The 13,214-nt window shown below is 37.9% G+C and carries 9 protein-coding genes; 7 read left to right on the top strand and 2 right to left on the bottom strand.

The genetic code is table 11. The annotated features are described in order from the left end of the window. Window positions 1-38: 38 nt before the first annotated feature. The 6 genes from CHB68_RS01955 to CHB68_RS18505 all read left to right on the top strand — a co-directional run bounded on the left by CHB68_RS01955 (window position 39) and on the right by CHB68_RS18505 (window position 7,366). On the top strand, window positions 39-1,319 hold the full coding sequence (locus tag CHB68_RS01955; protein ID WP_089259031.1) for a sugar isomerase: 1,281 nt from the start codon (window positions 39-41) through the stop codon (window positions 1,317-1,319). Window positions 1,320-1,322: 3 nt separating this feature from the next. Beyond that, window positions 1,323-2,693 carry an FGGY-family carbohydrate kinase gene (locus tag CHB68_RS01950; RefSeq protein WP_089259029.1) on the top strand — a complete coding sequence of 457 codons (1,371 nt, stop codon included), beginning with the start codon at window positions 1,323-1,325 and terminating at the stop codon, window positions 2,691-2,693. A gap of 9 nt (window positions 2,694-2,702) precedes the next feature. Then, window positions 2,703-3,854: an alpha-hydroxy acid oxidase gene (locus CHB68_RS01945; RefSeq protein WP_089259027.1), complete on the top strand. Its 1,152-nt coding sequence runs from the start codon at window positions 2,703-2,705 to the stop codon at window positions 3,852-3,854. A gap of 14 nt (window positions 3,855-3,868) precedes the next feature. Beyond that, the gene (locus tag CHB68_RS01940) at window positions 3,869-5,290 is read left to right on the top strand and encodes a purine-cytosine permease family protein (RefSeq protein ID WP_089259025.1); all 1,422 of its coding nucleotides are present in this window, start codon (window positions 3,869-3,871) and stop codon (window positions 5,288-5,290) included. A gap of 181 nt (window positions 5,291-5,471) precedes the next feature. Beyond that, complete coding sequence (locus tag CHB68_RS01935; RefSeq protein ID WP_089259023.1) at window positions 5,472-7,103, top strand: carboxylesterase/lipase family protein; 1,632 nt, start codon at window positions 5,472-5,474, stop codon at window positions 7,101-7,103. Window positions 7,104-7,228: 125 nt separating this feature from the next. Beyond that, window positions 7,229-7,366, top strand: coding sequence for a hypothetical protein (locus tag CHB68_RS18505; RefSeq protein ID WP_027065147.1), 138 nt, complete (start codon window positions 7,229-7,231; stop codon window positions 7,364-7,366). An 81-nt stretch (window positions 7,367-7,447) separates the two neighbouring features. Here the strand turns inward: CHB68_RS18505 and CHB68_RS01930 are convergent, their stop codons facing one another. Further along, window positions 7,448-10,483 carry a DNA polymerase III subunit alpha gene (locus tag CHB68_RS01930; protein ID WP_089259021.1) on the bottom strand — a complete coding sequence of 1,012 codons (3,036 nt, stop codon included), beginning with the start codon at window positions 10,481-10,483 and terminating at the stop codon, window positions 7,448-7,450. A 225-nt stretch (window positions 10,484-10,708) separates the two neighbouring features. After that, on the bottom strand, window positions 10,709-11,923 hold the full coding sequence (gene dinB / locus CHB68_RS01925; protein WP_089259019.1) for a DNA polymerase IV: 1,215 nt from the start codon (window positions 11,921-11,923) through the stop codon (window positions 10,709-10,711). Between the two features lie 241 nt (window positions 11,924-12,164). On the opposite strand from dinB, the gene CHB68_RS01920 reads away from it, so the two are divergent. After that, entirely contained in the window at window positions 12,165-13,058 is an 894-nt protein-coding gene (locus CHB68_RS01920; RefSeq protein ID WP_089259017.1) for a hypothetical protein, read from the top strand. Window positions 13,059-13,214: the final 156 nt, after the last annotated feature.

Raw genomic sequence — 13,214 nt, 5'->3', positions numbered from 1 at the left:
TGTAATTAGCCAACAGGTCTATTTTAAATCAACTGTGTATGCAACTAAATAAAGACCATATTCTAACGGAAAACAAAAAGGTAGAACAGCACCATACCGATCAATTTAATTTTTTGTCCGGACAATTGGATAAACAAGATAAGGATGTACATACAATCCTTAGAAAGTTGGCCAATTTTCAGGTAGCTATTCCAAGTTGGGCATTGGGTGCCGGTGGAACCCGTTTTGGTAGGTTCGGTTTTTTTGGGGAGCCCGCTTCATTGGAACAAAAAATTGAAGATGTAGGTGTTCTACATGCCCTTACCAAAACTGCAGGGGCAATTTCCCTTCACATTCCTTGGGATATTCCTCAAGACTACAATGCCATCAAAGAATTGGCGAGCGCCAATGATTTAGTATTCGATGCCGTAAACTCCAATACCTTTCAAGATCAAAAAAATGCAAAGGAAAGTTATAGGTTTGGATCGCTCTCCAATTTAAATGCATCGGTACGTGAACAGGCCGTTCAACATAATATAGATGTCATTAAAATAGGTGAAAAACTAGGGTCAAAAAGCTTAACGGTCTGGTTGGCAGATGGCGCCAATTTTGCTGGTCAACGCAATTTTCAATCGGCCTTAACACATACTGAAAACAGTTTAAAAAGTATATATTCGGCATTACCAGAGGATTGGAAAATGTTTATTGAGTACAAACCTTACGAGCCTAATTTTTATAGTACCGTAATACAAGATTGGGGCACCTCTTTTATGCTGGCAAATGCGTGCGGTGAAAAGGCATATACGTTGGTAGATTTAGGCCATCACCTACCCAATACAAATATTGAACAAATAGTGTCAACCTTAATGCTAAAAGGAAAATTAGGCGGTTTTCATTTTAACGACAGTAAGTATGGTGATGACGATAGTACGGTAGGTAGTGTAAAACCTTATGCCTTGTTCTTAATTTTTAATGAATTGGTATATGGTATGGAAAATAATCCTCAGAATCCTGATTTAGCTTGGATGATTGATGCCAGCCATAATATTAAAGACCCACTTGAAGACTTATTACAATCCTTAGAAGCTATTCAAGAAGCATATGCAAAAGCACTTTTAGTAGACCAAGAAGAATTACAGGCGGCACAATCAAGAAATGATGTAACGCTTTGTCAAGAAATATTACAAAATGCCTATAGAACAGATGTGCGCCCATTATTGGCCCAGGCAAGAGCTTTAAGTGGTGGTGCCATTGACCCGTTAAAATCGTATCGTTCTTTAAGAATTAGGGAAGGTTTGATAAAAGAAAGAGGTATGAATTCTGTAGCTACAGGCTTATAGTTCATGAAAAAAGTAACCGCCATATTCGATATAGGTAAGACCAATAAGAAGTTTTTTCTTTTTGATGCCGATTATCAAGAAGTGTATAGAGAATATACCACTTTTGATACTATTGTTGATGAAGACGGTCACCCTACAGAAGATTTAAAATCGCTTCAAGATTGGTTAAAAAATGTGTTTGACAGGATTTTAAAATCGGAAAAATACAATATAACGGCCATTAACTTCTCTACCTATGGGGCCAGTTTAGTTCATTTGGATGAACAGGGAGAAGTTGTGACTCCCCTATATAATTATACCAAGCCTTTAGATAAAAAAGTGATAGATTCCTTTTTTGAAAAATATGGCCCTGAAGAGAAAATAGCAGTTACAACAGGTTCGTCTAATGATGGTATGCTTAATTCTGGCATGCAGCTATATTGGTTAAAACACACCAAACCTGCTGTTTTTAAAAAGATTAAATACTCGTTACACTTACCACAATACATTAGCTATATTTTTACGGGTATCCCCATTAGTGAATACACCAGTATCGGTTGCCATTCATCGTTGTGGGATTTTTCAAAGAAAGATTATCACGATTGGGTATATGCAGAAGAATTTCACAAAATCTTACCTCCTATCGTTTCAACAGAAACGAGTATCAATCTTAATTACAACGGTAAACGAATAAAAATTGGTGTAGGCATTCACGACAGTTCTGCAGCACTACTACCATATGTAAGAAGCATTAAAAAGAAATTTATTTTGGTTTCTACAGGTACATGGAGTATTGCTTTAAATCCGTTTTCAGAAAAATTATTGACTAAAGAAGACATTGATAAAAACTGTATTAATTATATGCGGATCAATGGCAAACCTGTAAAATCCGCTCGCTTGTTTTTAGGAAATGAGTATACGTTACAAGTAAAAGAAATGGCTGAATTTTTTGGTGTTAGCGAAGATTACCATAAGTCGGTCAAATTTAATAACGATACCTATTTCGAAATTGTAAAGGATATGGACCCCATCTTTAAATGGAAAGGGTTCACAACCAAACAAATGCCAAAAAAAACCAACATACACTATGATAATTTTGAACATGCCTACCACCACTTAATGACAGAATTGGTCTTGCTACAAGTTGAAAGTATTAAGATTGCAGCAGGTGACGAACCCATAGAAAAACTTTATATTGACGGCGGTTTTAGTGATAATGATGTTTACATTAAATTGCTATCCCATTATTTAAGAAACATGGAACTACGCACTACAGATTCATCTTTAGGTTCCGCGTTAGGTGCGGCCATTGCTATTTCTGATAGTAAGTTGAATTCCAAGTTCTTGAAGAAAAATTACAGTTTAAAAAAACATGTACCGTTCATTATAAAATAAGAAAGAGTTATGGCGAATAGTTTCAATTCGGATTATCCATCAGTAGATGATTTAAGAATAAAAGCGAAAAGTAGAATACCAAAATTTGCTTTTGAGTATTTAGATGGAGGTTGTAATGAAGATGTTAGCCTTGCTAGAAACACCTCAGAAATACGTAAAGTACAATTACAACCACGCTATTTAAGAAATCAAGGCACCAGCTCTACAAAGACAAAGGTGTTGGGTATGGAGTTCGATGCGCCTTTTGGTATAGCACCCGTAGGTTTGCAAGGCTTAATGTGGCCAAATACACCTGCAATTCTAGCAAAATCTGCCTACAACCATAATATCCCATTTATACTTAGTACGGTTACTACGATGGATATTGAAAAAGCAAGTGAACTGACGGAAGGCAATGCTTGGTTTCAATTGTACAACCCGGTTGATGACGCCATACGAGATAGCATCATTGACAGGGCTGAAGCAGCTGGTTGCCCTGTATTGGTATTACTTTGTGACGTACCTACTTTTGGGTATCGTCCTCGTGATTTTAGAAACGGATTAGCATTACCCCCAAAAATGACGGTTTCAAACATCCTACAAATATTAGGAAAACCAAATTGGGCATTCAATACTTTAAAATATGGCCAACCTACTTTTGAAACTTTAAAACCCTACACACCAGAAGGTTTGAATTTAAGACAACTAGGTGCGTTCATGGACCAAACTTTTTCTGGAAGATTGAACGAGGAAAAAATAAAACCGATACGTGATAGATGGAAAGGAAAATTAGTTCTGAAAGGCGTAGCCTCTGAACAAGACACACAAGATGCTATTCGTATGGGTTTTGATGGTATTATTGTTTCCAACCACGGCGGCAGACAGTTAGACGCCGCACAATCTACCATTAATTCATTACAGGAAATTACAGCAAAATATAGTGACCAAATAGAAATTATGATGGATAGTGGTCTTCGCTCCGGTCCGGACATAGCACGTGCCATGGCATGTGGCGCAAAATTCACTTTTATGGGTCGCTCTTTCGTTTATGGAACCGGAGCTTTAGGAAATAAAGGGGGAGACCACACGATTAGCATGCTAAAAACACAGTTTAAACAGGTAATGGACCAATTATGCTGTGAACGCGTAGAGGATTTACCAAAACATTTAATAACCACTTAAAACCAACCACCACCATGAGCCAAAATCACCAAGAAGAAGAAGTAATTGAAAAATTGGCCGGTGGCGAATTTGAAAGAGAACCCGTACCCCAATCCAACCTTAAAAGCTGGAAAAGTTTTTTGGGCATGTATGCAGGAGAGCATGCCGCAGGCACTGAATTTGTAATTGGACCTTTATTTTTAACTACTGGCGTAAGTGCTTTTGACTTAATAATCGGTCTACTTTTAGGAAACCTTATGGCGGTAATCAGCTGGCGATTTTTGACTTCTGAAATAGCCGTTAAAAGAAGACTGACCTTATACTATCAACTAGAAAAAATCTGTGGAAAAAAATTAGTTGTTGGGTATAACCTTGCCAATGGAATTTTATTTTGCTTTTTAGCAGGTGCCATGATTACGGTTTCTGCAACGGCAGTTGGTATTCCTTTTGATATGGAAATGCCCAAATTGACGGACACTATGCCCAATGGGCCAACTTGGATTATTATCGTATTGGTACTTGGTGCGGTTATTTCGTTAATTGCTTCTAAAGGATATGATACCGTATCTAAAGCCGCTAACTGGATGTCCCCAATTATTGTGTTGGCTTTCCTGGCTTGCGGTATTGTAGCGTTACAACAACTAGGCGTAGGCAGTTTTCAGGATTTTTGGAATATTTGGGGCGAAGGTAGTGACCCATTTCCCGGTCAAATAAAATATACGTTCTGGCATGTTTTCTTTTGGTCTTGGTTTGCCAATGCCGCAATGCATATTGGTATGTCCGATCTTTCCGTATTCCGATTTGCCAAAAAAGCAAGTTCCGGTTGGACTACCGCTGCTGGTATGTACGTGGGCCATTATATGGCATGGATTGCCGCTGCATTAATTTATGCTGTTTATGTTCAAACGCCAGAAGCACAAGCTCTATTGGCACAAGGCGAGGCCCCAAATGTTGCTCCTGGTCCTTTGGCGTATAATGCAATTGGTATTTTTGGAATCATAGCCGTGGTATTGGCGGGTTGGACAACAGCAAACCCTACCATTTATAGAGCCGGATTGGCATTTCAAGCCATTATGCCAAAAGCTTCCACATTTTGGGTGACTATTTTAGCAGGTTCCATTGCCACCATTGCCGGACTGTTCCCTGCCTTTGCTATGAAATTATTGGACTTTGTGGCACTGTACGGATTTATTTTAGCCCCTGTTGGTGCGGTTATCGTATTTGAACATTTCTTTCACAAGCAAGCCGGCATAGTTCAGAATTATGCAGAAGTAGCCAATATAAAATTCAACAAATCAGTTTTATTGGCATGGGGTATCAGTTTCGGGTTATTCTATTTTATATCCGTTCAATTTAATGTGTTCCTTTCTTTTGTAACCTTACCTGCTTGGTTGCTTTGTGGTGTTTTATTCTTGGTGTTGAGTAAATATTCTCAGAAGAAAATAACAACCAGCTAAACAGTTCTATAGAAATTTTAAAAAAAAGGAATGATACTTAAACAGCATCATTCCTTTTTTTTTAGAACCAAATTATAGGGAAATCTGCGATAATGATAAATTTTCAATCTGCAGATTATCAAATATTTAAAAAAATAGATGTATTATTGTTTCATATTGAGACAATAGAAAATCTATCCTAATGAAAAACATTCAAATATTTCTTTTTTCGTTATTCTTATCCTATAACTTAAGTTCTGCACAAGAAACCAATTCTTTTCCTGTTCAAGTAACCATTGAAAATGGAACTATAGAAGGTAATTACGACACACATACTGGAATACAACGGTATTTTGGGATTCCATTTGCCAAGCCACCAGTTGGTGAACTGCGTTGGAAAGCTCCCCAACCTTTAGAAGATTGGGAAGGAGTAAAAGAAACCAAGACATTTGGTCCAAGACCAATGCAAACATTGGTTTTTGGAGACATGAACTCAAGGTCTAATGGAGTTAGTGAGGATTGTCTCTATTTAAACGTTTGGACACCTGCTAAAATGGACACTAAAAATTTACCCGTACTTGTATACTTTTTTGGCGGTGGTAATGTTGCAGGCGATGCATCAGAACCAAGATATGATGGAGAAAGTATGGCCAAGGAGGGCATTGTTGTGGTTACCACCAATTACCGGCTAAACATATTTGGATTTCTAGCTCACCCTGAATTGAGTGCTGAGGCTTCTTATAAAGCATCTGGAAATTATGGCTTATTAGATCAAAATGCAGCACTTAAATGGGTGAATAAAAACATTGCTGCTTTTGGCGGTGACCCAAAGAAAGTAACCATAGCAGGTGAATCTGCAGGATCTATAGGTACAAGTCAACAAATGGCTTCGCCTTTATCAAAAAACTTGATTGCAGGAGCCATTGGGGAAAGCGGTGCCGGTATTCACCCAACCATGGCTGCGGTACCTTTAAAAGAGGCAGAACAAATAGGTTTGGATTTTGCAAAGAGTATAGGACATTCCACTCTTTCAGAATTGCGCAAATTGAGTACAAGAGAAGTGTACGAACTTTATAACAAATCCAAAAGATTTGGATTTCCAGCAGTATTGGATGGATACTTCTTACCAAATACACTTCCTGAAATATTCAAAAACAAAGAGCAAGCAATGGTTCCCTTATTACTGGGTTGGAATTCCGCAGAAATACCTGGTTTAGCTTTTACTCAAGGCCCATACACAGAAGAAAATTATGTAAATAAGGTCAAAGAAGCCTATCCAAAGGAATATGAAAAAGTATTAGAACTATACCCGCATGGTTCGGAAAAAGAAATTGAACTATCGGCAACGGCATTAGCTTCTGACCGATTTATATCGTACAGTACGTGGAAATGGTTTGACCTACATAGAAAGAACAGTAATCAGCCAGTATATCGTTATCTGTACAGTAAGCTAAGGCCGCCCTTAGTTGATAAAACATTAGCTTCTGGCTTGGCCGGTGGAACAGTGGAAAAAGAGGCTGACACTCCCCCCGCACCAAAAGCGGTAGGCGCGCCACATGCCTGTGAAATTGAATATTGTATGGGCAACTTGCATTTGGTGAATGATTATGCCTGGACGGCAGATGACTTTAAAGTTTCTAAAGAAATGATGACCTATTTTGCCAATTTCATTAAAACCGGAAATCCTAATGGTGAAGGATTACCAAATTGGGAAGCGGCAAAATCAAATGACAAGAATCCTCCTGTTATGGTAATTGATACAGAAAGTAAATTGACAGAACCCAAAAACGATTCCCGTTATGAATTTTTGGACAATGCCTATAAAAACAAATAAAGAAAACTTTTTAGAATTTTAATCATTGGTTTTGGGAATTGTAAACCATAATAATCCTAAAACCAATTTTTTTTTGAGTTACATTTTGTTTTAAAAGTAACCATCAAAACCCGTAAATTGGCTTTATGAAAAAACTGATTCAAATTATTGGTGCGTGGTATGGCGCAAAGAAAATAGGTGGTGGAAAATGCGGGTGCATAGGAACCGTTTTTGTATTTCTAATTTTATACTGGATATTCGGTTATGTATTAGAAGCTTTTTAAGATTAGTTGTTGGTTGACAGTTGTTGGTTGATGGTTTTTCGCAGGGTGCTTAGCGCGTTGCAATAGAGCTTTCTTTCTTTTCTATTCTCTAACTTCTATTTTCCCTTCTTGATTATTCAGCTTCTTTTGGTCAAAAACTTTGGCGATGGTCTTCATGTCCGCATACCTTGGGTCTTGCACAAAATCTTGTTTTTGAAGTTTAATGACCTCAATACTTAAAAAACCAAATTCACTTACCACCTTTCCATAAAAACGGTATACACCCCTTCCCCTAAACATATATTTAGCGGCCACTGGCGGAAACAGGACGGTATCAAAAACCTGACCCTGCTGGTCTAATAGTGTAGCAAAGAACATTGCCTTACCCGTATGCGTCCGCGTGCATTTTACCGTAATCAAATACCCATAAATATCAATATTTTTATTTAGATATAATTCCAGGTCCTTACTACCGGTGGTATGAAGAGGTGGAGTTGCCAAAAGTTCAAACGGGCTACACAAACTAAACCCCAACAACTCCAATTGCGTAAAAGCTACTTCTAAATTAGTACTATATAATGAAGGAATTTCAAAATGTTGCTGCCGTGGCGCGAACAGTTTTGGGTGGTCTATTTTCTTGGTTTTGTTCAAAAACAAATGCGCTTTCCATAGGAGTTCGTGTTTATTGGTTTCGGTAAATCTAAAGGCATCAATTCGTATTAGTATGCTTACTTGTTCTATAGAAATAATTAAACGATCTAAAAAATCTTCCAACGAACTAAAAATACCATTAAGATGGCGCTCTTTTAGAATACGCTCCATTACCCGCTGCTCCAATTCCCGTAAATAACCCAAGCCTAAATACAGGTGCTTACCATAGATCTTGTTGTCCGCATTGCTATTATTGATACAAGGTGGATGAATGATTGCGCCTAGCATTCGAGCTTCGTGCACATAGAATTCCGGTTTATAAAATCCGCCACCATTATTGAGTACCGCTACCATATATTCCAACGGATAGTAGGCACGTAAGAACAGACTTTGATAACTTTCTACCGCATACGATGCTGAATGCCCCTTGGCAAACGCATAACCTGCAAAACTGGCTACTTGGTCCCAAATCTCTTTTATAAGTTGTTCCGAATAGCCTTTTTTACGGCAGTTGTCCATAAAGGTATCCTGCACTTTTTGAAACTCTTCCCTAGAACGGAATTTACCACTCATTCCGCGTCGTAAAACATCGGCTTCCCCCAAATCAAGATCGGCAAAATGGTGGGCCACTTTAATCACATCTTCTTGGTAGACCATAACTCCATAGGTCTCTGGCATAATTTCTAACATTACCGGGTGTGCCATTTTCTCTGCCCTGCCCTTGTTTCTGTGCCGCAAAATATATTCACGCATCATACCGCTTTTGGACACACCGGGGCGAATAATGGAACTTGCCGCCACTAGACCTAAATAGGTATCTACCTCCAGCTTTTTCAGCAGCATACGCATGGCAGGCGATTCTACATAAAAACAACCCATACACTGTGCCGTTTTTACCATGTTATTGATTTTAGGGTCGTTCTTGAACGCTTTGATATCATGAATATCAAACTTGGCAAATTCTTCTGGGCGGTCTCGCTCTAAAATATCCAACGTCTCTTTTATTTTGGAGAGTCCGCGTTGGGCTAGAATATCGAACTTAAAAATGCCTACGTCCTCCGCAATGACCATATCAAACTGCGTAGTAGGAAATCCTTTGGGAGGCATATTGGTGGCAGAAAACCAATGAATGGGTTTCTCCGTGATTAAAATCCCGCCTGCATGAATACTTAGATAATTGGGCATACCATGGAGTAGTTGGGTATATTTAAGGACCAAAGCAGAAATATTGTCCAATCGGCCTGCCTGTACGTCACCATTGCACAGCAAATCTATTTCATCTTTTGGAAGTCCAAATACCTTACCCAGTTCACGTATAACACCTCTGGACTGGAAAGTTACATAGGTACCCAACAATGCAACATTCTTAAAACGATTAAAAATATACTCTGTCATAACGGGCCTGTCCCTATGCGAAAAATCAATATCAAAATCGGGCGGATTTACACGGTATAGATTAATGAAACGTTCAAAATACAAGTCGAGCTCCATTGGGTCTACATCGGTAATAAAAAGCAGGTAGGCTACAATACTGTTAGCACCACTTCCTCTACCCACATAAAAGAATTTTTGTTTTCTGGCGTATGAAATAATATCCCAATTAATAAGAAAGTAGGATACAAAGCCCATTTTTTTAATTAAGTAAAGTTCCTTTTCCAAACGGTTTAGCACAGCTTTGTCAACCTCAGGATACCTGTAGGGCAGGCCTTCTTGACATAATTTTTCAAGAAAGATCTCGTCCTCTTTTTTGCTGCCCAAGTATGTACTTAAATTTTGGGGCTTTCTACCGTCGGAAAAATCAAAATGAATAGTACAGGCATTCATTAACTTTTGTGTATTTTCCAGAATAAAACTGTGTTCAGAAAAGTGTGCCGCCAAATTGGGAATTGCATACATTTTTTCATCTTCGCCCGCCTGTTCGGTTACAGAAAGTTTACTGAGCAAGGTATTGTTGGCAATGGCTCTCAAGAGACGGTGCGCATTAAAATCGCGCTTGTTCCTAAAGGTAACGGGCTGTAGTAGAATAATCTTTTCCCGTTGTTGCAATAATTTAGAAAATCGTAATCGTTTCAACTCATTTACCGAAACCCCTATAAACTCATGTTCATCAAAGCTTTTCTTTTCATTTTGAAGTACTTTTTCAAAAGGATATATTACGAACACATGCTTAAACATTGGGGCTATTTCCGGAATTTTCTTTTCTTGATGAATGTGTTCCGATAAAAAGTCGTTGAGCTCCAGAAATCCCTCATTATTTTTAGCTATCCCAACAAAACAAGGCTCAACCCCATTTCTAAAATCAATTCCTAAAATAGGCCGTATATCATACTCAGGGGCCTTACGTACAAAATTTAAACAAGCCGATGTATTGTTGATATCCGTTAATGCCAATTGTGTAACACCATGCTCCTTTGCCAATTGCAAAAGCTCCAGTTCCGAAAAGGTCCCATAGCGTAGGCTGTAATATGTATGGCAGTTTAGATACAAAATTCGTTGTTCGTTTTTGGTTGTTCGTTTTTTGCGCTGAGCTCAAGAGCGCTCTTAACTATTTCTCTTCTCTATGTTCTATTTTCTCTTTTCTATATTCTCTTTTCCAACATCTAATTTCTCCCATTAAATTTCACTTCGGCTACGCTCAGTGAACTGGCCTCAACTATGATAGACCGGACAAACACCTCCAACAACAGACTACCGACAACCGCCAACCAATAACTAAAACTTCCGGTGCGCCAAAACCACTGGAGGCAAGCCGTTGAAAGGGTTATGCATTCTCCCAATGGTCTTTGCTCCCATACCCGATGCCCGTAGCACACTTTTATCCCCATATCGTTTACGGATATTGTCCATGGCATTATAAAGGCTTAGGATTTCTTCGGTATCATCGAACAAATTAATTTGATAGTTACCCGATACCAAGTGACTAAAACGTATACCTATTAATCTAACCAATAACCTACGGTTATACAAAGTCTTGAACAGGTCCAATATTTTAGGAATCAGGATATGGTCTGCACTGGTATAGGGAATACGCATTTGTTTGGAATACGTGTTAAAATCAGAGTATCTGATCTTTACGGATATACAGGCGGTCAATTTTTCTCCACGCCGTAACTGGTACGCCAAATTTTCGGTCATGGCAATGAGAATACCACGTAGTCTATTTACATCAATAGTATCTTTATCAAATGTACGTTCCGTAGAAATAGATTTTCGTTCACAAAAAGGAATCACGGGGGTATTATCTATACCGTTTGCCCTTTTCCAAATAACTCCGCCATTAGCACCCAAAACACGCTGCATGACCTCCATGGGCATTTCTTGTACCGTACGTACTTGCCGTAATCCCAAGTTCCGTAATGTTTGATAGGTTTTATCGCCCACCATTGGTATTTTTTTGATGGAGAGTGGTGCTAAGAAAGGTTTTTCCAGTCCCTCATCTATCTTTAATTGATTATTAGGTTTTGCCTCATTAGTAGCAACTTTGGAAACAACTTTATTTGCAGACAGACCAAAGGATATGGGAAGCCCAGTTTCCCTGATGATTTTCTTACGCATTTCCGAGGCATATTGGTAACAACCAAAAAAACGGTCCATACCGGAGAGGTCTGCATAAAACTCATCTATACTGGATTTTTCGAACACGGGCACATACTCCTTGATAATCTCTGTCACTACATCTGAATGCTTGCTATACTCGCCCGCATTACCACGGATCACAAAAGCTTCGGGGCAAAGTTCACGTGCCATTTTCATGGGCATACCAGAATGTACCCCATAACCACGGGTCTCGTAACTACATGCCGCAACCACACCACGGTCTCCCGTACCACCTACCAGCAAAGGTTTGTTCTGCAACTCACGATTATTGAGTCGCTCAACGGATACATAAAATGTATCCAAATCAATATGTAAAATGGTCTTGCTCATAACTATTCCCCTAGAAAAAACAGGATAGCTAAATTATGGATTATTTCCAATTATTAGGATTATTTCCAATATTTAGTTATTCACAATATTTGAGCAAGACATCATTTATTATGAAATGAATATGTATATTAAAACCAATTTTAAAAAAAATAGGTTTTAAAATTTAGATTCAAAACCTTGAAAACATTCAAGTATTTAGCATGTTAGGGTTAAATACTATCTTTGGGACAAGAGAATTCTTATGCGTAAAAAACATTTTCTAATTGTAGTGTTGATGAGCTTTATGTGGTCCATAAGCTTTGGACAGGATAATGCAAGCACACAAAATTCTATCATTAACTTTTCCCAACCCAATTCCAGTACAGTATGGAACATTCCAAATAAAGTTGCTTTAGAATGGAACACAGTAAATATTGATACGAGTAAAGCAATTCGTTTTTTTCTGGTACGCAATGAAATGGTCGTACAAGAATTGGGAACCTTTAAAAATGATGGGTTTGAAGAAGGAATAGAATTGGCAAAGAATATTGGTTCAGGCAATAGATATCAAGTAGTAGCCATAGAACTCTTTCCTGATAATAAATTCAAAATTGCAAAAAAGGTTACACCGTTCTTCACCATTACCAATGCGGCATCTGATGAAAGAAAGAAAAAACAGCAATTGGCAAACGCCAACCCTGTTCCCGTAAAGAATGTAAAAAACAAAAAAAATAGCAGCAATACGGAAACGGTAGTGAATATTACACCTGAACCTGCACCACAAATAAAAAAAGAACCGATTTTACGGGAAAGTTTTGAAGGTAGAAAAATTTCGTATACCAAAAAATTTGAATTCGATTCTGAAAATATAATCGTCAAAATTTGGGATCATGGTAGGCAAGACGGGGATATTGTATCCATTTATCTCAATGGTGTATCTGTTGTTTCAAAATATTATCTCACCTATTTTAAACAAGCGTTCAATATAAAATTGAACCCTGACAAACCTAACGATTTATTTCTCTATGCGCATAATTTAGGCAGTTCTCCTCCCAATACGGTTTCATTAGAGATTTCAGACGGAAAAAAGGCTGAAAACATAATTCTAAACTCAGACCTACAAAGTTGTGAAGCTGTTTTGATCAGTGTAAAATAGTACAAATTCCTAGTAAAATCATTTCTTCATTTTCATAAATCCAAAAGGTCTCTTTTATACTGCAATGACCTCTTTAATTAAACCTTATTTTTTTAAATTTTTAATATTTACTTTAACAATACTATAATTTAATGTGTATTATTTGGTAAAATAGCA

The sequence above is a fragment of the Maribacter sedimenticola genome (assembly GCF_900188415.1).
GTDB classification, from domain to species: domain Bacteria; phylum Bacteroidota; class Bacteroidia; order Flavobacteriales; family Flavobacteriaceae; genus Maribacter; species Maribacter sedimenticola.
The sequence above is the reverse complement of the archived record's forward strand: the minus strand, read 5'-3'. Positions and strand labels throughout refer to the sequence as shown.

Bases quoted from the DNA above. Each gene is read 5' to 3' on its own strand.
- CHB68_RS01935 (WP_089259023.1), top strand. From the start codon at position 5,472: ATGAAAAACATTCAAATATTTCTTTTTTCGTTATTCTTATCCTATAAC.
- CHB68_RS18505 (WP_027065147.1), top strand. From the start codon at position 7,229: ATGAAAAAACTGATTCAAATTATTGGTGCGTGGTATGGCGCAAAGAAA.
- CHB68_RS01950 (WP_089259029.1), top strand. From the start codon at position 1,323: ATGAAAAAAGTAACCGCCATATTCGATATAGGTAAGACCAATAAGAAG.
- CHB68_RS01920 (WP_089259017.1), top strand. From the start codon at position 12,165: ATGCGTAAAAAACATTTTCTAATTGTAGTGTTGATGAGCTTTATGTGG.
- CHB68_RS01945 (WP_089259027.1), top strand. From the start codon at position 2,703: ATGGCGAATAGTTTCAATTCGGATTATCCATCAGTAGATGATTTAAGA.
- CHB68_RS01940 (WP_089259025.1), top strand. From the start codon at position 3,869: ATGAGCCAAAATCACCAAGAAGAAGAAGTAATTGAAAAATTGGCCGGT.
- dinB (WP_089259019.1), bottom strand. From the start codon at position 11,923: ATGAGCAAGACCATTTTACATATTGATTTGGATACATTTTATGTATCC.
- CHB68_RS01955 (WP_089259031.1), top strand. From the start codon at position 39: ATGCAACTAAATAAAGACCATATTCTAACGGAAAACAAAAAGGTAGAA.